19 protein-coding genes are annotated in these 23,008 nt (G+C 73.4%); 7 read left to right on the top strand and 12 right to left on the bottom strand.

Annotated elements, in window-relative coordinates:
* Positions 1-195: 195 nt before the first annotated feature.
* On the bottom strand, positions 196-621 hold the full coding sequence (locus tag ACFYX4_RS17530; protein WP_389333173.1) for a hypothetical protein: 426 nt from the start codon (positions 619-621) through the stop codon (positions 196-198).
* Between the two features lie 169 nt (positions 622-790).
* Between ACFYX4_RS17530 and ACFYX4_RS17535 the strand changes: the two genes are divergently transcribed.
* From ACFYX4_RS17535 to ACFYX4_RS17555, 5 genes are all read left to right on the top strand, one after another.
* Complete coding sequence (locus tag ACFYX4_RS17535) at positions 791-1,036, top strand: hypothetical protein (RefSeq protein WP_389333176.1); 246 nt, start codon at positions 791-793, stop codon at positions 1,034-1,036.
* Between the two features lie 178 nt (positions 1,037-1,214).
* On the top strand, positions 1,215-2,108 hold the full coding sequence (locus ACFYX4_RS17540) for a phosphorothioated DNA-binding restriction endonuclease (protein ID WP_389333179.1): 894 nt from the start codon (positions 1,215-1,217) through the stop codon (positions 2,106-2,108).
* 97 nt (positions 2,109-2,205) lie between these two features.
* Entirely contained in the window at positions 2,206-3,330 is a 1,125-nt protein-coding gene (locus ACFYX4_RS17545) for a sugar ABC transporter substrate-binding protein (RefSeq protein WP_389333182.1), read from the top strand.
* Positions 3,331-3,461: 131 nt separating this feature from the next.
* Complete coding sequence (locus ACFYX4_RS17550) at positions 3,462-4,241, top strand: ATP-binding cassette domain-containing protein (RefSeq protein ID WP_389333185.1); 780 nt, start codon at positions 3,462-3,464, stop codon at positions 4,239-4,241.
* Positions 4,242-4,990: 749 nt separating this feature from the next.
* Positions 4,991-6,166 carry a sugar ABC transporter permease gene (locus tag ACFYX4_RS17555; protein ID WP_389334175.1) on the top strand — a complete coding sequence of 392 codons (1,176 nt, stop codon included), beginning with the start codon at positions 4,991-4,993 and terminating at the stop codon, positions 6,164-6,166.
* Between the two features lie 90 nt (positions 6,167-6,256).
* Here ACFYX4_RS17555 and ACFYX4_RS17560 read toward each other — a convergent pair whose 3' ends face one another.
* From ACFYX4_RS17560 to ACFYX4_RS17585, 6 genes are all read right to left on the bottom strand, one after another.
* Positions 6,257-7,273, bottom strand: a complete 1,017-nt coding sequence (locus ACFYX4_RS17560) for a hypothetical protein (RefSeq protein WP_389333188.1) — start codon at positions 7,271-7,273, stop codon at positions 6,257-6,259.
* Positions 7,270-9,303: a hypothetical protein gene (locus ACFYX4_RS17565; protein WP_389333191.1), complete on the bottom strand. Its 2,034-nt coding sequence runs from the start codon at positions 9,301-9,303 to the stop codon at positions 7,270-7,272. The genes ACFYX4_RS17560 and ACFYX4_RS17565 overlap by 4 nt, the downstream gene beginning before the upstream one ends.
* A 140-nt stretch (positions 9,304-9,443) precedes the next feature.
* Positions 9,444-10,367, bottom strand: coding sequence for a hypothetical protein (locus ACFYX4_RS17570; protein ID WP_389333194.1), 924 nt, complete (start codon positions 10,365-10,367; stop codon positions 9,444-9,446).
* Between the two features lie 120 nt (positions 10,368-10,487).
* On the bottom strand, positions 10,488-11,141 hold the full coding sequence (locus ACFYX4_RS17575) for a Crp/Fnr family transcriptional regulator (protein ID WP_389333197.1): 654 nt from the start codon (positions 11,139-11,141) through the stop codon (positions 10,488-10,490).
* 175 nt (positions 11,142-11,316) lie between these two features.
* Positions 11,317-12,051: a TIGR03943 family putative permease subunit gene (locus tag ACFYX4_RS17580; protein ID WP_389333200.1), complete on the bottom strand. Its 735-nt coding sequence runs from the start codon at positions 12,049-12,051 to the stop codon at positions 11,317-11,319.
* Positions 12,048-13,106 (bottom strand): permease, encoded by a 1,059-nt coding sequence (locus ACFYX4_RS17585; protein ID WP_389333203.1) that lies wholly within the window; start codon positions 13,104-13,106, stop codon positions 12,048-12,050. Before ACFYX4_RS17585 ends, ACFYX4_RS17580 begins: the two co-directional genes overlap by 4 nt.
* Before the next feature lie 185 nt (positions 13,107-13,291).
* On the opposite strand from ACFYX4_RS17585, the gene ACFYX4_RS17590 reads away from it, so the two are divergent.
* Complete coding sequence (locus ACFYX4_RS17590; RefSeq protein WP_389334178.1) at positions 13,292-15,205, top strand: NAD-binding protein; 1,914 nt, start codon at positions 13,292-13,294, stop codon at positions 15,203-15,205.
* Between the two features lie 139 nt (positions 15,206-15,344).
* On the opposite strand, the gene ACFYX4_RS17595 is transcribed toward ACFYX4_RS17590, so the two are convergent.
* The gene (locus ACFYX4_RS17595; RefSeq protein ID WP_389333206.1) at positions 15,345-17,162 is read right to left on the bottom strand and encodes a prolyl oligopeptidase family serine peptidase; all 1,818 of its coding nucleotides are present in this window, start codon (positions 17,160-17,162) and stop codon (positions 15,345-15,347) included.
* 166 nt (positions 17,163-17,328) lie between these two features.
* On the opposite strand from ACFYX4_RS17595, the gene ACFYX4_RS17600 reads away from it, so the two are divergent.
* Positions 17,329-18,141, top strand: a complete 813-nt coding sequence (locus ACFYX4_RS17600; protein WP_389333209.1) for an SURF1 family protein — start codon at positions 17,329-17,331, stop codon at positions 18,139-18,141.
* Here ACFYX4_RS17600 and ACFYX4_RS17605 read toward each other — a convergent pair.
* The 4 genes from ACFYX4_RS17605 to ACFYX4_RS17620 all read right to left on the bottom strand — a co-directional run bounded on the left by ACFYX4_RS17605 (position 18,111) and on the right by ACFYX4_RS17620 (position 22,815).
* Positions 18,111-19,151, bottom strand: coding sequence for a hypothetical protein (locus ACFYX4_RS17605; protein WP_389333212.1), 1,041 nt, complete (start codon positions 19,149-19,151; stop codon positions 18,111-18,113). The two genes, ACFYX4_RS17600 and ACFYX4_RS17605, sit on opposite strands and share 31 nt — an antisense overlap.
* Positions 19,152-19,318: 167 nt before the next feature.
* Positions 19,319-20,011 carry a SigE family RNA polymerase sigma factor gene (locus ACFYX4_RS17610; RefSeq protein WP_389333215.1) on the bottom strand — a complete coding sequence of 231 codons (693 nt, stop codon included), beginning with the start codon at positions 20,009-20,011 and terminating at the stop codon, positions 19,319-19,321.
* Positions 20,012-20,470: 459 nt separating this feature from the next.
* Complete coding sequence (locus tag ACFYX4_RS17615) at positions 20,471-21,538, bottom strand: aspartate-semialdehyde dehydrogenase (protein ID WP_389333218.1); 1,068 nt, start codon at positions 21,536-21,538, stop codon at positions 20,471-20,473.
* A complete protein-coding gene (locus ACFYX4_RS17620; protein ID WP_389333221.1) occupies positions 21,538-22,815 on the bottom strand; it encodes an aspartate kinase in 1,278 nt (425 codons plus the stop codon). The genes ACFYX4_RS17615 and ACFYX4_RS17620 overlap by 1 nt, the downstream gene beginning before the upstream one ends.
* Positions 22,816-23,008: the final 193 nt, after the last annotated feature.

Raw genomic sequence — 23,008 nt, forward strand, 5'->3', positions numbered from 1 at the left:
AGTTGCATCGGGCCCTTTGTCGTGCGTGCGGCAGTGGAGAACAGCGACCGCTCTGGCTCTTGTTTGACCTTCCTTGCCGATCACGACAAGTACCGCCGCCTGCTCCGGCAGCGCGGGATCCGCCCCGTGATCGCGGGGCGAGGTTCCATGGCCCCCCGGCGCGATTGGGCGGTAGCAAGTCACGCAGGCCGGTGATCAGGCGGGGATCCATTCAGGCCACGGTGGCGGAACGTTGCTCGCGGGGCAGTGGTCAGAGTCGCCGGGGTAGCCGTCCAGTGTCCCTCGGGTCGCGAAGAAGCACCATGCGCACCACACCGTCACGACGGCCACCAGCAGCGTCGGCAGTGAGGCGCGGACCATCCTTGGCGCGTGGAGCACCAGGCGTCGGCCGATGACTCGCGCCGCGAGCCCGACGAGTGCTTCGGCTCCCACGACCAGAGGGAGCAGGAAGTTGAGTTCGAAGCGTCCGCCGGCGTCGTAACCCGCGTCGCAGTATGCGCGCGCCCAGACGGCCAGCGACCAGGCGGCGCAGCCCATGGCGGCTCCGAACGATGCGGAGCCCGCCCAGGGGAGACAGGTGGTGGATCTCGGCTCGGCTGTGTGCACGACATGACACGACATCGAACGCAGCATTCGCGGTTCCGAGCCGGGTGGGGAGTGAGTGTCCGGCAGCGTGACAACGCGGGCGGGCAACCTGCGGATCGCCTGGTCAGGTGAGGAGCACGCCGGGCCAAGGCACTGCCTCCACAAGCCTCTTGACCTCCGCGTCCCGTCCTGGTCGGCTGGGCCCATGGCCACGGACCCCAGTGAGTACGAGAAGGCGATGCCGATCGTGGCAGCCCACCTCGCGAAAATCGAGCGGGCTGTTGACCGGACCCGCGCCACACATGCGGGGCAGCCGTTCGCGGCGGTTCATCAGGCGCTCACTGAAGCGCTGCGCGAGGAGGACGCCCCACGTGTCGTGCCCCAAGTCGTCGAGGAGTTGGCGCAGCAGATCTCAGCTGCGGATACCGAGCCAAGGGGTCCGGGGCGGTGAGTCGGCTCGGGGGGCGCGTGCAGGATCGGGCGGGGTCAGGCGAGTTCGAGGTCGGTGGGCGGGTCGTGGGGGCGGGATCCGCTGCGCGGCGGGGGGTAATGCGCTTGCCATGTCGCTTCGGTTTTCTGCGACTTGTTCCGCCGGTAGATCCTGAAGGCCCGTCGATACGATCTCGTGTGTGGATTGGCTGGAGCGCGCCGCGGGTTTGCGGCAGTGGAGCCGGGATGGGGTGCGGGCGCCGCACAAGCCGTTGTTGTTGCTTTATGCGCTGGGGCGGTTTCAGGCGGATGCCGGGGGTGAGTTGCGGTACAGCGCGGTGGAAGCCGATCTGAAGCGGCTGTTGGCGGAGTACGGGCCGGCGCGGGCGACCACGCCCGCCTATCCCTTTCACCATCTCGTCAGCGACGAGGTGTGGGAGGTGCGGACCGATCGTGGCGGCGGCAGTCCCGGCACCGGGGTGCGAGAGCTGCGGGCCAGTGGGGCCACGGGGCGGCTGACCGCGGAGCTGCGGGCGGCGCTCGGGCGGGAACCCGCGCTGCTGGGCCGTATGGCGCGGGTGCTGCTGGATCTGCATTTCCCGCCTTCCCTGCACCAGGACCTGTGTGACGCCGTGGGCCTGGAGCTGGAGCAGGCCGAGACGGAAGCCCTGGTCGCGCCCGGGCGGCGGCCGCGGGACCGGCGTATGCGGGAGCTGGTGCTGACCGCGTACGAGTACCAGTGCGCCTTCTGCGGATACGACGGCATGATCGACGCCGTGCCCGTCGGGCTGGAGGCCGCGCATGTGCGCTGGTGGGCGTTCGACGGCCCGGACGACGTCGACAACGGGCTGTGTCTGTGCTCGCTGCATCACAAGCTCTTCGACAAGGGCGTCCTGGGTATAGGTGACGGCCTGCGCATTCTGGTCTCGCAGGGCTTCGTCGGTCGTAGCCCCGCCGCTCGTGAGCATGTCACCGCGCTCGCGGGCCGGCCGCTCATCGGTCCGCAGCCCGGCGTCCGGCCCGTCGCCGCCGCCCATCGCTCCTGGCACCTCAGCCAGGTCTTCCGGGGCTCGCCGCGCGCCGGCGCCGTCTGACGTCTCTGGAGTGCCCGTCTTTCGGGGTGGCGGGTAGATCCTATTATGGGGGGTATTGGTTGGTCTTCTGAGGTTTCTGGGGAATCGAGAAGCGTCTATGGGTCTCGGTGCCGGTCGTCCGGCTGCCACGCGCGGGGTCCTTGCCCGGGTGTCCACGGCGGTCGTGGTCGCCGGTGTCCTGGGGCTGGCGGGGGCTTGCGCCGGGGGCGGCGGGGGCGGGGAGGGGGGCCAGGGGCGGCTCGCTGTGGGGTTGTTGCTGCCGGGGGGCGGGGCCTCCCGGTTCGGGCAGTTCGACCGGCCCCTGATCGAGCAGCGGGTGGAGGAGCTGTGTCCGCGGTGTCCGGCCGTCGCCGTCGCCGCGACCCCCGATCCCGCGGTCCAGCGGCAGCAGCTGGAGTCGATGATCACCAGAGGGGTGGACGTGCTGATCATCGCCGCCATCGATCCGAAGCTGCTGCGGCCCTCGGTCGAGGCCGCGCACCGGGCCGGCATCCCCGTCGTCGCCTACGACCGGCTCGCGCAGGGGCCGGTCGCCGGGTACGTCACCTTCGACGGCGCGGAGGTCGGCAGGCTTCAGGCCGAGGCGTTGCTCCAGGCCATGGCGGCCAGGGGGAAGGGCGAGCAGATCGTGATGATGAACGGGGCCACCAGCGATCCCAACGCGGGGTGGTTCAAGGAGGGGTCGCTCGCCGTCCTCAAAGGCACCGCGGTGAAGATCGGAAAGTCGTATGACACCGTCGGCTGGCGGCCCGAGAACGCCTTCGTCAATATGCGGGGGGCCGTCGCGGCACTGGGCGGAGGCAGCATCGACGGTGTGCTGGCCGCCAACGACAGTCTCGCCGGCGCCGTGATCTCCGCCCTCAACGCCACCGAGGTCCGTCCGCTGCCGCCGGTCACCGGGCAGGACGCCGACCTCGCGGCCGTGCAGCGCATCGTGCGGGGCGAGCAGTACATGACCGTCTACAAGCCCTTCAAGCCCGCCGCCGACGCCGCCGTCGACATGGCCGTCGCCCTCGGGCAGGGCCGGCCGGTCGGTTCCATCGCCACCCGCACCGTCGACAGCGCCACCACCGAGGACATCCCCTCGGTCCTGCTCCCCTCGGTCGCGGTGACGGTCGGGAACATCAAGGACACCGTGGTGAAGGACGGTATGTACACGATCGACCAGGTCTGTCCTCCTAGACTTCGGTCCGCGTGCGACAAGGCCGGGCTCACAGGCTGAGCGCGGCTGAGCGCGGCTGAGCGTCCTGCGGCGACCGCCCTGCGGTGGTCGCCCCGCGGCGGGCCCGACCAGGGCCGATGAGCCCTGCCCGGCGGCAAAAGCCCTGTCCGGAGGCGGAAGGAGGTGGCCCTGTGCCAGGTCAGCCCCTGCTGGCGTTGCGTGGCGTCTCCAAGCGGTTCGCCGCCGTCCAGGCACTGGTCGACGTCGAGCTGGAGATCAGGGGCGGTGAGGTGGTCGCCCTGATGGGCGACAACGCCGCCGGCAAGTCGACCCTGGTCAAGGTGATCTCCGGGGCCGGTCCCGCCGACAAGGGCGTCATCGAGTGGCAGGGCAGCGCCATCCAGATCCGCCGGCCTCAGGACGCCCAGGTCCTGGGCATCGCGACCGTCTACCAGGACCTCGCGATGTGCGACAACCTCGACGTCGTCGGCAACCTCTTCCTCGGCCGGGAGATCCATCGGCTCGGCGTCCTCGACGAGGTGGAGATGGAGCGCCGTACGCGCGAGCTGCTGCACACGCTGTCCATCCGCATCCCCGACGTGCGCGCGCCGGTCGCCGCGCTGTCCGGCGGGCAGCGGCAGGTCGTCGCGATCAGCCGCTCGCTGCTCGGCGCGCCGCGGCTGCTCCTCCTCGACGAGCCCACCGCCTCGCTGGGCGTCGAGCAGACCGGTCAGCTTCTCGACCTCATCGAAGAGTTGCGCGACCGGGGCCTCGGCGTGCTCCTCATCAGCCACAACATGGGCGACATCAAGGCGGTCGCCGACCGGGTCGCCGTGCTGCGCCTCGGGCGCAACAACGGCGTCTTCGACGTGAACACCACCTCCCAGGAGCAGATCATCTCCTCCGTCACCGGCGCGGCGGACAACGCCGCGGCCCACCGCCCCACCCGCCCGGAGGAGGCATGGCCGTGAGGGGGAGCGGGCGGGGACGAGGACGCGGGCACCCGCTCGGGCGCGGGCGGGGGCGGGGATGGGGATGGGGGTGGGGGTGGATGTGGGGACGGAAGGACGACGCCTCGCCGTCCGCGAAGGGCGGCGGGGCCAGGGGTGGTGAGGCCGAGGGCGGCGGGACCGAGGACGCCGGGGCGATGGGCGGCGGGGCGATGGGCGGCGAGGCGATGGGCGGCGGGGCCGAGAGCGGCCGGACCGAGGACGCCGGGGCGATGGGCGGCGGGGCCGAGAGCGGCCGGACCGAGGACGCCGGGGCGATGGGCGGCGGGGCCGAGAGCGGCCGGACCGAGGACGCCGGGGCCAGCGATTGGGCTGGTAACGCCGGGACCAATGGTGCCGGGACCAAGGACGGCGGGGCCGAAGACGCCGGAGCCAAGGGCACCGGGACGGCGGGCGGCCGGGCCGAGAACGCCGGGACCAGCGGTGCCGAGACAACGCGCGGCCGCGCCGAGAACGCCGGGACCAAGGGCACCGGGACAACGCGCGGCCGGGCCGAGAACACCGGGACCAAGGACGGCGGGGCCAAGGGTGCCAGGACGACGGGCGGCCGCGCCAAGAACCCCAAGACCAAGGACACCGGGGCCAAGGGCGGCCGGGCCGAGAACGCTCGGGTCAAGGGGGCCGGGGCCAAGCGTGCCGGGGCCGAGGGCGGTCGGGGCGAGAGCAAGCGGGGCGAGGGTGTTGCGGGCTCTGTTGCCGGGCGGGTTCGGGTGGGCCTCGTGGGTTTTGCTCGGCGTAGGTTGCGGGAGCGGGATCTCGGGCCCGCGCCCGTTCTTCTCGCGCTCGCCGTGATCTGGGTGGTGTTCCAGAGTCTCAATCAGAACTTCCTCTCGCCCCGCAACCTGTCCGTCCTCAGCGTGGACATCGTCGGGACCGGCATGGTCGCCGTCGGGATCGTCTTCGTGCTGCTGATCGGCGAGATCGATCTGTCGGTGGGCTCGCTCGCCGGGCTCGCGGGCGCGGTGTTCGCGGCGCTGAACGTGAATCTCGGGATGCCGGAATGGCTCGCCGTGATCACCGCGGTGGCCTGCGGCACGGCCGCCGGGGCCGTGCACGGGTTCTCCTTCGCCAGGATCGGCGTGCCCGCGTTCGTCGTCACCCTCGCGGGGCTGCTCGCCTGGAACGGCGTGATGCTCTACCTGCTGGGGCCGGACACCTCCCTCAACTTCAGCGAGGACGGCCTGGTCGCCACGCTGACCAGCCGCTACTTCGACTCCGGCCTCGTCGTCTACGGCCTGGCGGCCCTCGTCACGGCCGTGTACCTGCTCGCCTCCTACCGTGAGCGCCGGCGGCGCATGGACGCCGGGATGCCGTGCCGGCCGGCGGGCGTGATCTGGGCGCGGACGGCTGCCCTCGCGGTGATCGTGTTCGCCGTCGTCCATGTGCTGGACCGGTTCGAGGGGCTGCCGCTGGCCCTGCTGATCTTCCTCGGGTTCATCGTCGTCTCGGACCTCTTCCTGCGCCGGACGACCTACGGCCGGCAGATCCTCGCCCTGGGCGGCGGCGTGGAGGCGGCCCGGCGGGCCAGCGTCGACGTGACGCGCGTGCGGATCGCGGTGTTCATGGTGTCGGGCACCCTCGCCGCCGTCGGCGGGCTGTTCGTCGCCTCGCGGCTCACCTCGGCGAGCCAGGTGCCGGGCTCCGGGATGCTGCTGATCAACGCGATCGCCGCCGCCGTCATCGGCGGCACCAGCCTGTTCGGCGGACGCGGCTCGACCTGGTCCGCGCTGCTGGGCGTGCTCATCATTCAGTCGATCGCCTCGGGCATGGCACTGCTGGGGGTCGCTTCGCCGGTGCAGTTCATGATCACGGGCGGGGTGCTGTACACGGCGGTCGTCGTCGACTCGTTGACGCGGCGGGCGGCGAATCCGCTGGGGCGGACCTGAGTCACGGCCGCGTGAGCGACCCTGAGCCACGGCCGCGTGAGCGACCCTGAGTCACGGCCGCGTGACAGCACCACGTCAGCCGGCACCACGTCAGCCGGTGTGTCCGGGCGCGGACGACGCGTCGTGGCCGATCCGGCGGAGGACCTCCTCGCCCTGGGGCACGCCGATGTCGCTGAGGAGGTGCGCCAGGTTCGCGCCGACGTAGCCGCGGTCCTCGCGCGTGAGCCCTTGCAGGGTCGCCGCGAGGGCGCGCTCCCAGCCGTCGCGGTCGGTGAGGAGGTCGCGGTGCGCCACCGTCCAGTCGAGCACCTCCCTTGCCTGGTCGGGGTGTTGGAGCAGCCAGAAGGCGGCGAGGTCGGCCGGGCCGCCCGCGACCACCTCGCGGTAGAAGCGGTAGGCCTCGCGGTGGGCCTCGCCGAAGACCGGCGGGAGGCTGGGGCCGGCGTCGGCCGCCGCCGCGGCGAGGAGGCCGGCGGGCGGGTCCAGGAACCAGTACGCGAGGCCGGCCCCGTCGATCGCCTGCTCCTGGCCCGGCGGCAGCACCTGGGCCGTGCCGTACCGGGGCGGGGGCTGCCGCAGCGGGTCGAGGGCTCCGGGGACGCTCGCCCGGTCCCCGATGTGCCGGGCGATGAGCTGCTCGGCCGCGTGCGCGGTGAGGCCGGCGCGTGCCGCGACGACGGGGTTCGTGATCCTGAAGGCGACGCCGTAGCGGTGCGGCGGGCCGCCGCCTGCGGACGAGGGGGCCGGTCTGCGCGCCGGGACCTCGATCCAGCAGCTCCGCTCCGCGAGCGACACCGACAAGACCGCGGTGAAGAGTCCGCGCCGTACGTCGCGCAGGGCGGGGCGCGGGTATCCCCAGACGTCGCCTCCGCGCGGCGGCTCCAGCCGGTCCTCGCCGTTCGCCGCCTGGAAGACCAGGGCCAGGTCGTGCCGGGAGCCGAGGCGCGAGCGCAGGAGTCTCCAGGTCGGGGAGGACTCCACCCTCGTGATCAGCGGTGCGGGGGTGAGCCCGGCGGCGACCGCAGGTGTGGTCGGAGGGGCGGTCGCCGACGGGGGCATCGGCGCGTTCAGCGGGGAATCCAGGGGCGAGTTCAGGGGCGCGTTCATGAGGCTGTCCTCTCGGGGCGGGCCGCCGGGCGTTCGCGGTGGCGGCGCAGCAGGAAGCGGGTGACGCCTCGTCCTCGACGGCTCTCTTCGGCGAGGGCGCCCAGGAAGGCGGCGAGGTCGGTCCGGCGCCGCTGGTGGGGGTCGCGCTCGATCGTGAGCAGCCCCTCGGCCACGGCCTCGTGCGTGGCCGGCGTTTCGAGGGCCGGCCCGACCAGGGCGAGCGCGCGTCGCGGGTGGGCGGCGACGACGTCGGCGAGACTCACCTTGCGGGGGCCGGATCGGCCGGGGAGCGGGAACGTCGAGACGGCCATCGCGACGACGACGTCCGCGGCGAAGGCGTGCCGCAGTGTCCCGGGTTCCGCCGCGAGCCACCGCGTCACCCGGTCCAGGACGGGGCCGTGGTTGGGGTCCTCGGTGAGGAGCACGCTCAGCGCGAAGGAGGCGGCGGACCGCAGCGCCCGATCCGCTTCCTCCTCGGGCCCGTCGAGCACGGCGTCGACGAGGCCGAGGGCGGACGCCGGGCGGGCGAGACCGTAGGTGGCCGCGCAGGTCTCGGCGACGGTGCCGCGTACGGCGAGCTGGCGGGAGCGGCTCCACTGGCGCAGCTGTTCCTGTGCCGCGCCGGCGAGCGCCGGACGCTGGGCCGCCTCGCCGACCGCGAACGCCACCAGGCGTCGCTGCCAGCGTCTGTTCGAGGCGGCGAACGGGGTCAGCGCGCGCAGTGCGCCGGGGCCGGTGGCGTGCGCGAGGACGGCGCCGATCGCCTGGCCCGCCGCGAGGTCCGTGCCGGGCTGGTGGGGCAGGGCGTCGAGGGCCTGCCAGAGCAGGTCCGCCATGCCCTCGTGGTCCAGCCACAGCCGCCGCAGCAGCGGTTCGGGGCGGTGGCGGCCGGCGAAGACGACCGGCCGGACCGTGTAGCGCTGCCGGCCGCCCGCCGCCGAGGCCGGTTCCGGCGGCAGGAGCTCCGCGCCCACCGCGCGCAGCCGGTCCTCGAAGGACGGCCCGAGGACGTCGGCCCGCTCCGGGACACGGGACGGGCCCCGCTCCGCGAGCCGGGCCGTGCCCTCGGCCCCGCCGCGGTCCTCCACCAGCGGACGGAGCCGGGCCGCGAACCGTTCGATCACCGTCCGGTCCTGGCGGTGCAGGAGGGCGACCGCGGCGAGCAGGGCGACGGCGTCGGCGCTGTGCCGTGCCTTGTCCAGGGCGGCGTTCGCCGCCGCGTCGCCGCCGAGCCGCAGGTCGTCCAGGACGGCGGCCACCGGGGTCCCGGCCACGACCGCCGCGCCGAGGCCAGCGGCCAGTTCGACGGCGTCGCCGGGGAGGGGGTGGGCGCGCAGATACTCGGAGAGCTCGCCGGACGTCAGCTGCCGGGAGGCCGTCGCCAGCTGGGCGCCGGTCAGCTCACCGGCGTCGGCCATCGCCCGCAGGCGTCGGGCCACCACGGCCTTCGGCGACGGCGGCGTGTGCGGCACCCGCCAGGCGTGGACCCCCGCCGGCAGCCGTACCTCCCTGCCCGCGGTGACGACGAGATGCGCCCCCGCCCGGCGCAGCAGTTCGGCCAGCCCGCGCAGCATCACGTCCCCGAACGCGTCGGCCGCTTCCCGGGGCAGCCCCTGGAGCAGATAGCCGCGCGCCTCCTTCGGCCGCCAGCGGGTCAGGTCCTCCATGGGGTCCAGGCCCGTGATGCCGCCGGCCCCGTACCGCTCGGCCAGCAGGGCGAACGCCTCCGTGGCCGCTCCCGTGCCGTCCTCGGCGCTCAGCACGAGGAGCCGGTTGTCCAGCGCCTTGCGGCACTGCGCGTGGGAGGGCGGCTCGACGAAGCCGCGCAGCCTGCGCTCCACCTCGTCCGCCGGGTACGGGCCTTCCCGCAGCCGGGGTTTCAGCACCTGTTCCGTGACGGCGTCGTCGAGGAGGCCGGGGCCCGCGCCCATGAAGTACGCGTCGCCGTGCACCTCGCCGAGGAACGCCGTGCCCTGGCCGACCCGCTGCTGGTTGTCGCGGATCGCCGTGATCGGTTCCACGGCAGGCACGGGCTCCACCGCAGGCGTGGGCTCCACCGCAAGCGCGTCGGCGTCGCCCGTCCCGGCGGCGGGGACCGGTCGCACGCCCCCGCCGCGGGACTCGTCCCCATCCCCGTCCCCGGCGGCGGAGAAAGCACCGCGAGCCCCGCTCATCCCTGCTCCCCCGGCCCGCCCACGCGCTTGTCGCCGGACACGTTGTCGCCGCCGCCCCAGTGCTGGTTGGCGCCGTGGTACGAGGTGGAGCGGCCGGTGTAGGTGAAGTCCCCGCCGACGTCCCCCATCAGGGCGGCGCCCTCCCCCACGTGCTGGGTGTTCCCCGAGTACCGCGGCTGCGGCGGGCCCTGGGGCGCGGCGGCCTGCCCCGGGCCGCCGGGGGCCTCGTGCGGCGGGGCGTCCTGTGCGGGCTCGTGGTCCGCCGGGACGCCGGCCCGGACCAGGTTGCCGGACGGCGACGGGACGTACAGCCAGGCTCGCTGGGCGAAGTTCTTGCCCTCGACGGTGGCGGGCACCTCGACGCAGCGGTCGGGGTGCAGGCCCGTGTAGCCGCCGAGGACGACGTCCTCGTGGACGCGGTCGGAGAGGATCACGGCGAGATGGGTGACCTGCTCGCTCGCGGCGGCGAGGATCGCCTTGACGGGGCGGGAGTCCAGCAGGCGGTGGGTGTCGTTGCGGGGCGTGCCGTTGCCGTCGCCGGGTTCCCCCGAGTCGGGCAGCGGACCGACGTGGACGCTGGCCCGCAGCCGGATCCGCGGCCCCACGCACTGCTGGTTGTACGCGCCCAGGACGCCGTCGAGCACATGGAGGAACGGCCACAGCACGAACGACAGGAACGCCGGGTCGAACCCGAACACCACCCCGTCCCCCGTGTTCGCCGGGAACCTCTTGGCGTCGCGCAGGTCGCCCAAGTCGGCCTTCTCCAGGGCCTGGTCGACCAGTTCGGGGATCAACCGGCTGACGGGGCCGTGCTGTACGGCGGGCAGCCCGGTGAAGTCCTTTGCGTCCACGGCGAACAGGGCGCGGTAGGGCGGCAGCGGCCGGCTCGCGGCGTACGGCGCGGGCAGGGAAGCGGACATGCGGGTGCTCCTCGGGAGTCGTGGGAGTCGATCTCCGGGCCGTCGGCCCGGCTGTCCCGAGACTCCCGTCACGCCGCCCGCGCGACTGCACAGCGCGGGGCGTAACTCAGGTGGCGCGCCTCACACCGTTCTCGGCTCCACGCCGGCCCAACGGCGCAGTATGACAACGTCGTTGACGACGATCACCTTGCGGGCGGTCTCCACCGCGCCGGCCTCCCGCAGCCGTTGCAAGCCGGTGATGACGGCGTTGCGCGACACCCCGACGGCCTGGGCGAGCTCTTCCTGCGCCAGCCCGCTCAGCCGGACGGCGCCCGACTCGGCCGCCTGGCCGCTCAGTTCGGCCAGTCGCAGCAGGGCGCGCGCCAGCCGTACGGTCAGCGGCAGGGTGAGCAGTTCGCTGCGGTGGGCGTCGGATTCGCGCAGCCGGGCCAGCGTCTGGCGCATGAGGTCCATGACGAGCCCGCGTTCCTCCACGTACCGCTGGAAGCGCCGCGCCTCCAGGACGACGGCCGTGCACGGGGTGATCGCCACGACGTCGGCCGTCCGCGTGGTGCCGTGGAAGACGGAGGCCTCGCCGAGCAGGTCACCGGGTCCGCGGAAGGCGAGCCAGGTCACTCCGCCGCCGGCGTCGCGGGAGAGCACCTTGGTGATCCCGTCGGTGAGGGCCAGCAGGTAGGCGCCGGGCGAGCCCTGGCGGAGCATGACGTCGCGTTCGCGGTAGCGGCGGGAGGGACCCTGGGTCCGCAGCTCGCGCCACACTTCCTCGGACAGCATGCGGCCCCCCGGCAGGCGTGTCGACACCGTAGCGGCCTGTAGCGGCCTGAGGAGTAGTACGCCGTCCACCGTCGCCGTAGTCCTCGGGCCCGTCAGATTGGCCGAGAAGCCGCTGCCCGCCGGTGTCGTCGTCGCAAACCGTGTCAGTCGCAAACCGCGTCAGTCGCAAACCGTGTCAGTTGTTCCACGACTCGTCGTAGGGGTCCCGGGGTTCCTTCGTCGGGGTCGCCGTCGTGACCTCGAACCACGGGATCGGGCCGGCGTTGACCGGGTCGCGGGTCAGGCGTGGGGTGTAGACGCCGGAGACGCGGAGCCAGGTGTCCGCCGGGAGGACCGGCGGGATGCGGCCGGTCAGGCCGATCTTGACCGGCTGGGCGTCCGCGGCGCAGCAGTTGAGGGCCATGCGGACGAGGTACGGGGTGCCGTCGGCGTCCAGGGCGAGGAAGCCGGTGATCTCGACGCGGCGGCCGGTGAGGGTGCGGCCGTGGTCGTAGGCGGCGCGGCTCGCGTAGTCGACCACGCTGAGGCGCAGGGGGTCGGCGGCCGGGAGGGCGGCGTAGGCGGGGGGTTCCTGGAGGGCCGTGCCGGTGCGGGTGGCGCTGTAGGAGCCGAGGGCGGGCGGGGCCACCAGGATCAGGGCGAGGAGGGGGAGGAGCAGCAGCCAGGAGACCCGGGGTTCGCGGTGGGCGGCCTGTCCCTCCGGGGCCTGGTGGGGGGTGTGCCTGTCGTGCGTCCGGCCGCGTTCGTACCAGGCCGTGGCCAGCGCCGTCGCCATCAGGACCGCGCCCGAGGCCAGGAGGAGGGGTTGCAGGCCCGCCTTGACGTAGCGGAGGTAGAGGTCGGTCACGCCCGCGTGCAGGAGGGTCGCGCCGAGGAGGAAGAGGACGGCCGCCTGGGCGAGGCGGTTCACAGGAGCACCGCCCCGGTCAGGGCCGCCCCCGCCACCGCGAGGACGAACGTCGTCGGGGCGAAGCGCAGCGCGAAGCCGCGGCCGAAGGTGCCCGCCTGCATCGCGAACAGCTTCAGGTCGATCATCGGGCCGACGACCAGGAAGGCCAGCCGGGCCGTCAGGGAGAACTGGGTCAGGGACGCCGCGACGAACGCGTCCGCCTCCGAGCAGATGGACAGGACGACGGCGAGCACGGCCAGCGCGAGGATCGCGACGACGGGGTTGTCGGCGGCCGTGCGCAGCCAGCTCTCCGGGGTGACCGCCTTCAGCGTCGCCGCCGCCATCGCGCCCACGACGAGGAAGCCGCCCGCGTGCATCACGTCGTGCCGCACCGAGTCCCAGAACGCCGCGCCCTTGGTGCGGCCCTCGTGCGGCGGGTGCGCGGGCGGACGGAGCCAGTCCGTGCGGCCGAGCCGGTGCCAGAGCCAGCCCATCGCGCACGCCACGAGGAGGCTCGCCACGAAACGGGCCAGGACCATCTCGGGGTCGTTCGGGAACGCCACGGCCGTCGCCGTCAGCACGATCGGGTTGATCGCCGGCGCGGAGAGCAGGAAGGCGAGGGCCGCGGCGGGGGTGACGCCCCGGCGGACCAGGGCGCCGGCGACCGGCACGGACGCGCACTCGCAGCCCGGCAGGACCGCGCCCGCGGCTCCGGCCACCGGGACCGCGAGGACGGGACTGCGGGGCAGGGCGCGGGCGAAGAAGGACGGGGGCACGTAGACCGCGATGGCCGCCGACAGCAGGACACCCAGGACGAGGAACGGCAGTGCCTGGATCACCACCGCCACGAAGACCGTCGTCCAGCTCTGCATCACGGGGGCGGAGAGCGCGCGGCGCAGCGGGCTCTGGAGCAGCACCATCAGGATCAGCAGGAGGGTGAGGGCCAGGGGGGAGGTGAGGCGCGGGCGGGCTTCCTGGGGGGACTCCCCCGCCTCGCCCGCGTCGCCCTCGTGAGGAGCCTTCGCCTCGTCAGAGGGCGTCGCCTCGTGAGGGGCCTTCGCTCTGGTGATGGCCACGGGTGGGGCACCTCCCGGTCGCGTCGTGCTGTCGCCCTTCCCTGCTCCTGCCTCCGCTCCCATACGGCCGTGCGGCTCCACGCGTTCAGCGCCCTTCTGGAACCACCCGCCCCGGTGAGGCAGTCTTTCCCCTCGTGGGGAGCGTTCCGAATCAGAGTGCGCCGCCGGGCGGCGCCGGCGCGCACATGGTGGTGTGCGGCGACGACGGACTCGCGCACCGGCTGGCCGCCGAGTTGCGGGGAGTGTACGAGGAGCAGGTCACCCTCGTCGTACCGCCCTCCGAGCGTACGGTACGGCCGCCGGTCGTCGGCCGGGCCCGTGCGGTGTCCGCGGCGCTGCTCGACCGGGTGGTGAGCGCGGCCGTGAACCGGGCGTCGGGCAACGGCGGCGCCGCTGCGGGCGGCGGGAGCGGTGAACACGGCGGTGTGCGGCAGGTGTTGGAGGCCGAGGAGCCGACCGAGGCGGTGCTCGCCGAGGCCGGGGTGGAGCGGGCCGCCGCGCTGGCGCTCGTGTACGACGACGACGAGACGAACATCCGCGCCGCCCTCACCGCCCGCCGGCTGAACCCTCGGCTGCGGCTCGTCCTGCGGCTGTACAACCGCCGGCTGGGGCAGCACATCGAGGAACTCCTCGACCAGGCGGCCGCGTTGGCGGGCGGTGACGGCGCGGCCGGGAACGCCGCCGGCGGCGGGGGCGGGAGCGGGAGCGGCTTCGGGGACGTGTCGACCACCGTGCTGTCCGACGCCGACACCGCCGCGCCCGCGCTGGCCGCGACCGCCCTCGCCGGCACCACCAAGGTCGTCCAGACGGACGGGCTGATGCTGCGGGCCGTCGAGCGGCCCCCGCCGCGGCCCGGACAGGCCGTCGCTCCCGGCCCGGCCACGCTCGCGCTGCTGTCCTCGACGGGCAACGACCCCTCCTTCGCGGACGGTTCGGAGGCCAGCGGGGAGCAGGGACCGCTGCTGCTGCCGGACGCGGCGACGGTCGCCGCCGCGCGGGGGCGGGGCAGCGTGGTGCTGGAGCAGGTGTCGTACGCGGCCGGCGACGGGCTGCCCGCCGGGCGGGGGATGGGGGTGGTCGCGCCGTTCGCCTCCCTGTTCTCCCGGCGGTTGCGGTGGTCGCTGGCCGGGCTGGTGGCGTGTGTGTTCGCGCTCGCGGTGGCGTTGTGGGTGGTGACCGGGATCCATCCGCTGGGGGCCCTCTACCTGACGCTGCTGGACCTGTTCTCGATCAACGAGCCGGCGGTCGGGGCGTCCACCGAACGGCAGGTCCTGCAACTCCTGTCGGGGCTGATGGGGTTGCTGCTGCTGCCGGTGCTGCTGGCCGCGGTGCTGGAGGCGTTGGGGACGTTCCGCGGGGCGGGGGCGCTGCGGCGGCCGCCCCGCGGGCTGGGCGGGCATGTCGTGCTGCTCGGGCTGGGGAAGATCGGCACGCGGGTGCTGACGCGGCTGCGGGAGCTGGGCATACCCGTGGTGTGCGTCGAGGCGACGCCCGAGGCGCGCGGGGTCGCGGAGGCGCGGCGGTTGCGGGTGCCGGTGGTGCTGGGGGACGTCACGCAGGAGGGGGTGCTGGAGGCGGCGAAGATCGGCCGGGCGCACGCGCTGCTCGCGGTGACGAGTTCGGACACGACGAATCTGGAGGCCGCGTTGTACGCGCGGTCGCTGCGGCCCGATCTGCGGGTGGTGCTGCGGCTGTACGACGACGACTTCGCGACGGCCGTGTACCGCACGCTGCGGGCCGCGCATCCGCAGGCGCTGACCCGGAGCCGGAGTGTGTCGCATCTGTCCGCCCCGTCGTTCGCCGGGGCGATGATGGGGCGGCAGATCCTGGGGGCGATTCCGGTGGAGCGGCGGGTGTTGCTGTTCGCGGCGCTGGAGGTCGGGGGGTACGGGCAGTTGGCGGGGAGGACGGTGGGGGAGGCGTTTCGGGCGGGGTACTGGCGGGTGCTGGCGTTGGACGCGGGGGAGGAAGGGCGGGGGCTGGTGTGGGATCTGCCGGAGGGTTATGTGCTGCGGGGTGAGGATCGGGTGGTGCTGGCGGCCACGCGGAGGGGGCTGGCGGAACTGCTGGGGCGACGGGGCAGGGGTACGGGCGTGTAGGTGCACCGGGGTGGGTGCGGGCCGGGGGTGGGTCGCGGAGCCCGGCGCTGCCGGGGTGCCGCTGCGCCCACCCTCCCCCACTCTCGGCTTCGCTCGAGCGGGGGGACCCCCATCGCCCCAGCGGCACGACTGCCCGCAGCTAAGGCTTCAGGTACCTCTCCGCGAATTCCAGTTCCAGGCGTACCTGTTTGATGCGTTCGTCCACCACCAGGGAGCCGTGGCCCGCGTCGTAGCGGTAGACCTCGTGGGGGGCGCCGCGGGACTCCAGGCGTTTGACGTAGTTGTCGATCTGGCGGATCGGGCAGCGGGGGTCGTTGACGCCGGCCGAGATGTAGACGGGCGCCTTGACCCGGTCGACGTAGGTCAGCGGCGAGGACGCCTCGAAGCGCTCCGGGACCTCCTCCGGGGTGCCGCCCAGGAGCGTGCGGTCCATGGCCTTCAGTGCCTCCATCTCGTCGTGGTAGGCCGTCACGTAGTCGGCGACGGGGACCACCGCGATGCCGACCGCCCACGCCTCGGGCTCGACGCCGAGACCGAGCAGGGTGAGATAGCCGCCCCAGGAGCCGCCGGTGAGGACCAGACGGGCCGGGTCGGCGAGGCCCGAGGAGACCGCCCACTCGCGGACCGCCGCGATGTCCTCCAGCTCGATCAGACCGACCCGGTGCTTCAGCGCGTCGGTCCAGGCACGGCCGTAACCGGTCGAGCCGCGGTAGTTGACGCGGATCACCGCGAAGCCGTGGTCCACCCAGGCCGCCGGGGCCGCCGCGAAGGAGTCGCTGTCGTGCCAGGTGGGGCCGCCGTGGATGTCGAACACGGTCGGCAGCGGGCCGCTCGCGCCCGCCGGCTTCTGGACCAGGGCGTGGATACGGCCGCCGGGGCCCTCCACCCACACGTCCTCCACCGGCACCGATCCCGGGGACTTCGGGCCGGGCGGGTCGAGGACCACCCCGCCGCCGGTGGAGCGGACCGCCGGCGGCTGGGCGGAGGAGGACCAGAGGTACTCCACGCTGCCGTCGGGCCGGGCCGTCGCCCCGGACACCGTGCCCGGCGGGGTCGGCACCCGCACCAGCTCACGGCTCGCCAGGTCGTAGCGGAACAGTTCACTGCGGGCCTCGAAGCTGTGGGCGACGAGCAGTCCCGAGCCGTCGGGATACCACTCGGCGCTGACGTCGCCCGGCAGGTCCAGGACGAGGTCGGTCTCCTCGCCCGTCGCCACGTCCCACACCATCGGCTCCCAGCGGCCCCTGCGCTGGTGGCCGATCAGCAGCCGGGTGTCGCCGTCGACGGGGGCGAAGCCCAGCACCTCCAGGCCCAGTTCCTCGGTGCCGCCCCTCGTGTCGTCCAGCTCGGCGACCTTCGTGCCGTCCGGGCGCAGGACGCGCAGCGCGGAGTGCATCGCGTCGCCGTGCTCGGTGTGCTCGATCGCGATCAGGGAGCCGTCGTGGGAGAGGTCGCCCACGCCCGCCGACTCGCGGTGGCGGTACAGCTCGAAGGGCGGCTCGCCCACGCGCGCGACGTGGATCGTCGTGCCGTCCTCGTCCGTGGAGCGGCCCACCACCGCCGTCCGGCCGTCCCTGCCCAGGGCCAGGCCCGCCGGGTAGGAGGGGTCAAGGCCCGGGGCGGCCAACGCGTCCTCGCCGCCCTCGAAGGGCTGGCGGCGCCAGACGCCGAACTCGTCGCCGTCCTTGTCGTCGAACCACCAGATCCAGGCGCCGTCCGGGGAGAGCACGCCGTCCGTCGTGCCGTTCGCCCGGTTCGTCACCTGGCGGCGCTCGCCCGTCGACCGGTCCCACGCGTACAGCTCGTACGTCCCCGTCGCGTTGGACACGAACAGGGAGCGGTCCGGCGCGTCCTCGGCCCAGTCGGGCAGCGACACCCGGGGCGCCCTGAAGCGCCTCTCCCAGTCCGGCATCTCCTCGTGCCGCTGCGGCGCGGCGGACCCGTTGCTCTCAGTCATGGCCCCATAGTGCCTGTCCACGACGACAAAGGGGCGACAAGGTCCCCAGCCTGTGGATAACTCGGCGCGGAAGGCGGGCGCGGAGGGGCGGGCGGAGGGCGGGCGGAGGGCGCGCACAGGGGCCCCGACGGCCGCCCGTCCGTCCCCGCCCCGTACCGTTGAGGGCGTGTACCGGTTTCTGCTGACGCCCCGCTGGTGGGGGATCAACGTCTTCGTGCTGTTGGCGATCCCCTTCTGCGTCTTCATGGGGTCGTGGCAGCTCAGCCGGTTCGAGGCGCGCGTCGACGACCAACGCAGCGCCGAGGCGCAGGTCTCCGCGGCCAGGACGGAGGCGCCGCGCCCGCTGGCCGCGATGCTGCCCGTGGACAAGGCGACCTCCGGCAAACGCGTCACCGCGACCGGCCGGTACGGCGAACAGCTGCTGGTCCCGGACCGCGACCTCGACGACCAGCAGGGCTTCTACGTGCTGACGCTGCTGCGGACCGACGGCGGCAAGGCGCTGCCCGTCGTCCGCGGCTGGCTGCCCGGCACGCCCGACGCGGCGCGCGCCCCGGCCCCGCCCGCCGGCGAGGTCACCGTCACCGGCGCGCTCCAGGCGTCCGAGACGCCCGGCGACAACGGCGTGAGCGCGCGCGGGGGCCTGCCGGCCGGGCAGACCGCCGCGATCAGCGCGGCCTCCCTGGTGAACCTGGTCTCCTACGACCTGTACGACGCCTGGGTGACCCTCGACACCGCCGACTCGGGGATGAAGGCGGTGCCCGCGAGCGCGCCGGCCGGCACGGGGCTGGACCTGAAGGCGTTCCAGAACCTCGGGTACACCGGCGAGTGGTTCGTGTTCGCCGGGTTCGTGGTGTTCATGTGGTTCCGGCTGCTGCGCCGCGAGGTGGAGTTCGCGCGGGACGCGGCACTGGGTCTGGTCCCGCCGGAGCAGGATCTACGAGTCCAGGTTCAGGACGACGCCAGCACGCCCGTCCGGTAGATCGTCCCCGCGCACGCGTTCGTCACCGTCTGCGAGACGCTCGGGCCGCCGCCCTCGGCGGTGTACGTCACCACGACGCTGCCGTCGACCGTGCCGTCCTCGACGAGCAGCTGGGCGGTCGTGCCGTCACCGGTGCCGCTCGTGGCGCTGCCGGACTGCTCGCTGGGGGTGGGGACGGGGGACGCCGTGCCGCCGCCGCTGTCGCCCCCGTTGCCGCCGCCCGCGGTGGGACAGGTCTCGGAGGGGACCCAGGCGAACTTCACGTCGTACGCCGAACCCGGGGCGAGGGCCAGCTGGGAGAGGTAGAGCGAGGGATCGGGCAGCCCGGCCGCCTGGCCGCCGGAGACGTGCTCGGACACGCTGATCTTCGCGGGGTCGGCCGCGCCCTGGGCGCTGAACGTGACGGAGACGGTCCCGCCGACGGCGCAGCCGCTGTCGGAGACGTTGACGACGCGGAACGCGCCGTAGACGACGCCCGCCGAGTCGGGGGCGTCGACGTTCGCGGTGGCGGAGCCGAGCTGGGAGGCGGTGCAGGCGGGGGTGGTCGCCGCCAGTGAGGAGGAGGGGCCCGCGCCGGTGGTGGAGCCGGTCGCGCTGCCGGGGCTCTTGTCCGGGTCGGCGCCCTTGGTGGCGTCCTTGCTCTTCTCGCCGGCGCCGCCTTCGGAGGTCTCGGCCTTGCCCGAGGCGCCACCGTCGGGGACCTTGCTCGCGCCGTCGCCGCCCTGGGTCTGGGAGGCCTGGCCGGCGATGGCCGGGTTGGCCTCGGAGCCGCCGGAGTCGGAGACGTGGAGGACGGCCGGGACGGCGGTGACGACGAAGAGGGCGGCGGCGGCCATGCCGACGGCTGCCTGGCGCTTGCGGGCCCGCCGGACGGGCACGGCCCGCCGGAGGTGGTCCAGCGTCCCGTCGCGCGGTGCCATCTCATGGACCGCCTGGTGGAGCATCCGGCGCAGCGCCAGCTCGTCCGAGTCGAGCCCGTCGGGGCCCTGGTCGTCGAGGTGGTGGTTCACGGTTCCGTTCCCAGCGTGCGATTGGTTCGGCGGTTGCGTGTGCGGCCGGGCCGGCTTCTCCAGCCGGGCCGACTTCTCCGGCCGGGCCGGCGTCTCCGGCGGGGCCGTCCGACCGGTCCCGTCGTCCGGCTCGCGCCGTCCGAGTGAGTCTCCCTCGCCCTGTCCGCTCACGCCGGCTCCTCCATGGCGATGCGCAGGGCGGCGATGCCGCGGGAGCCGTAGGCCTTCACGGAGCCCAGCGATATCCCGAGGGTCTCGGCGACCTGCGCCTCGGTCATGTCGGCGAAGTAGCGCAGCACGAGGACCTCGCGCTGGCGGCGCTGGAGGCCCTTCATCGCCTTGATGAGCGAGTCGCGCTCCAGCTGGTCGTACGCGCCCTCCTCGGCGCTGGCCATGTCCGGCATCGGCTTGGACAGCAGCTTCAGCCCGAGGATGCGGCGGCGCAGGGCGGAGCGGGAGAGGTTGACGACCGTCTGGCGCAGATAGGCCAGGGTCTTCTCCGGGTCGCGGACGCGTTTGCGCGCGGAGTGGACGCGGATGAAGGCCTCCTGGACGACGTCCTCGCAGGAGGCGGTGTCGTCGAGGAGGAGGGCGGCGAGGCCGAGGAGCGAGCGGTAGTGGGCCCGGTAGGTCTCGGTGAGGTGGTCGACGGTGGTGCCCGCCGCCACGGCGTCGTCGACGGCCCCGGGGTACTCGACGCCGTCACGCTGGCTGGGGATGCGGGCGGGCCGCGCTGCGGGCATGGGCGCGATCACCGGCATGCCGCCGGGCCCGCCGGGCATGCGGGGGCGCAGGACGGCGCGGGGCGGCCGCAGGGCCGCGGCGCGGGCCGCCACAGGGAAGTCGAGTACCTCTGCCACGCCTGTTGGACACGCTCGACCCCTCCGGGGTTGTACGCGCCGGTCAAGGCTTTCGGAACGGATCTCGCGGCGGACGCCCCCGTCGGCGTCCCGTACATCCGTCTCGCACCCGGCAGCACCTCGGACGGCGTCTCACATGCCCTCATGTGTCCCGCTCTTCCCTATATCCCATATGAACGGGCGTCCCCACGCCCTGATCACGGCGTCCCCACGCCGGGACCACACACACCTACACGCCCCTGAGGGCCACACAGCTCCGCACCCGTAAGGGTGACCGCAAAGACGCTCCCCGCCCTCCGCGCGGTTGCGGGGGACGGGGAGAAAAATCTTCGGTTTCCATCCTCAGCGGCAAAGGTGCCCGATACAAGTGTTCCGGACGTCGACCGGGTCACATCCGCACGCGGAAATCCTATCGATCAGTCAGGCTCTGGCCAGCACTTTTCCGGCCTCCCGGACACCTCACGACAGCTCCGCCGCCACCAGCTCCGCGATCTGCGCGGTGTTGAGGGCAGCCCCCTTGCGCAGGTTGTCCCCGCACACGAAGAGCTCCAGGGCCGTGGGGTCGTCCAGCGCCCGGCGCACCCGGCCCACCCAGGTCGGGTCGGTGCCGACGACGTCGGCGGGGGTCGGGAACTCCCCGGCGGCCGGGTTGTCGCACAGCACCACGCCGGGCGCGGTGGCGAGGATCTCCCGGGCGTGCTGGACGGTGACCTCGTCCTGGAAGCGGGCGTGCACGGTGAGGGAGTGCACGGTGATCACCGGCACCCGCACACAGGTCACCGCGACGGGCAGCTTCGGCAGTCCGAGGATCTTGCGGGACTCGTCCCGCACCTTCATCTCCTCCGACGACCAGCCGTCCTCGCGCAGCGACCCGGCCCACGGCACGACGTTCAGCGCCACCGGCTCGGGGAACGGCCCCCTGAGGTCGCCGACCGCCCGCCGCACGTCGCCGGGGCTGGTCCCCAGCTCCGTGCCGGCCACCAGCGACAGCTGCTGCCGGAGCGTCTCCACACCGGCCCGCCCCGCCCCGCTGACGGCCTGGTACGACGACACCACCAGCTCGCGCAGCCCGAACTCGGCGTGCAGCGCGCCCAGCGCGACGATCATCGACAGGGTCGTGCAGTTGGGGTTGGACACGATCCCGCGCGGCCTCGCCCGCACCGCGTGCGGGTTGACCTCGGGGACCACCAGGGGCACCTCGGGGTCCATCCGGAAGGCCCCGGAGTTGTCGACCACGACCGCGCCCTTGGCGGCGGCGACCGGCGCCCACCGCTCGGCGACCTCGTCCGGCACGTCGAACATCGCGACGTCGACGCCGTCGAAGGCCTCCTCGGTGAGCGCCGCCACCTCGACCTGTTCGCCGCGCACGGCCAGCTTGCGGCCGGCCGAGCGCGGCGAGGCGATCAGACGGATCTCGCCCCAGACGTCGGCGCGCTGGGACAGGATCTGGAGCATGACCGTGCCCACGGCGCCGGTCGCTCCCACGACCGCGAGCGTCGGGCGCGCGGTCGCGCGGGGGACCCTCATCAGCGTCCGGTGCCTCCGTAGACGACGGCCTCGTCGCTGTCGGAGTCGAGCCCGAAGGCGCTGTGCACGGCGCGCACGGCCTCCGGCACGTCGTCGGCGCGGGTGACCACCGAGATACGGATCTCGGAGGTCGAGATCAGCTCGATGTTGACCCCCGCGTCGGAGAGCGCCTTGAAGAAGTCGGCCGTGACGCCCGGGTTGGTCTTCATGCCGGCGCCGACGAGGGAGATCTTTCCGATCTGGTCGTCGTAGCGCAGCGAGTCGAAGCCGATGCCCGCCTTGTTCTTCTCCAGGGCGTCGATGGCCTTGCGGCCCTCCGCCTTGGGAAGCGTGAAGGAGATGTCCGTCAGACCCGTGGAGGCGGCGGACACGTTCTGCACGATCATGTCGATGTTGATCTCGGCGTCGGAGATCGTGCGGAAGATCGCGGCGGCCTCGCCCGGCTTGTCCGGCACGCCGACGACCGTGACCTTGGCCTCGGAGGTGTCGTGCGCGACACCGGAGATGATGGCCTGCTCCACCTGCTTGTCCCCTTGCTCGATCGGCTCGCTGCTGACCCACGTGCCCTGGAGTCCGCTGAAGGACGAGCGGACGTGGATCGGGATGTTGTAGCGGCGCGCGTACTCCACACAGCGGTGGAGCAGCACCTTGGACCCGGACGCGGCCAGTTCGAGCATGTCCTCGAAGGCGATCCAGTCGATCTTCCGGGCCTTCTTGACCACGCGCGGGTCGGCGGTGAACACGCCGTCGACGTCGGTGTAGATCTCGCACACCTCGGCGTCGAGGGCGGCCGCCAGGGCCACCGCGGTGGTGTCGGAACCGCCGCGCCCGAGGGTGGTGATGTCCTTGGTGTCCTGGCTGACGCCCTGGAACCCGGCGACGATGGCGATGTTGCCCTCGTCGAGCGAGTCACGGATCCGGCCCGGGGTCACGTCGATGATCCGGGCTTTGTTGTGGACCGAGTCGGTGATGACACCTGCCTGGCTGCCGGTGAAGCTCTGGGCGGAGTGGCCCAGGTTCTTGATCGCCATGGCCAGCAGAGCCATCGAGATCCGCTCTCCGGCGGTCAGCAGCATGTCGAGCTCGCGCCCGGCAGGGATCGGGGAAACCTGCTCTGCGAGATCGATCAGCTCGTCCGTCGTGTCGCCCATCGCGGAGACCACGGCCACCACCTGGTGGCCGTTCTTCTTGGCTTCCACGATCCGCTTGGCGACGCGCTTGATGCCTTCGGCATCGGCTACGGAGGAGCCTCCGTACTTCTGCACGACAAGGCCCACGTGCGCTCCTCGCTCAGTTTGTCTCTTTCCGCACATACGCCCTCGTACTGCGGGTCGGCTCAGTCTAACGAGCGGCCGGGTTCCGCCCCCCTGGTATCGCATGGTGAGACTCACCGCGGGGGCGGGCCGGTCGCTCGTCAGGACTCTCCCTGCCCACTGAAGCCGAGCTGATAGCTGTGACTTAAATTTCAAG

Origin of the sequence: Streptomyces sp. NPDC002328 (genome assembly GCF_042890065.1) — a bacterium.
Classification (GTDB): Bacteria; Actinomycetota; Actinomycetes; order Streptomycetales; family Streptomycetaceae; genus Streptomyces.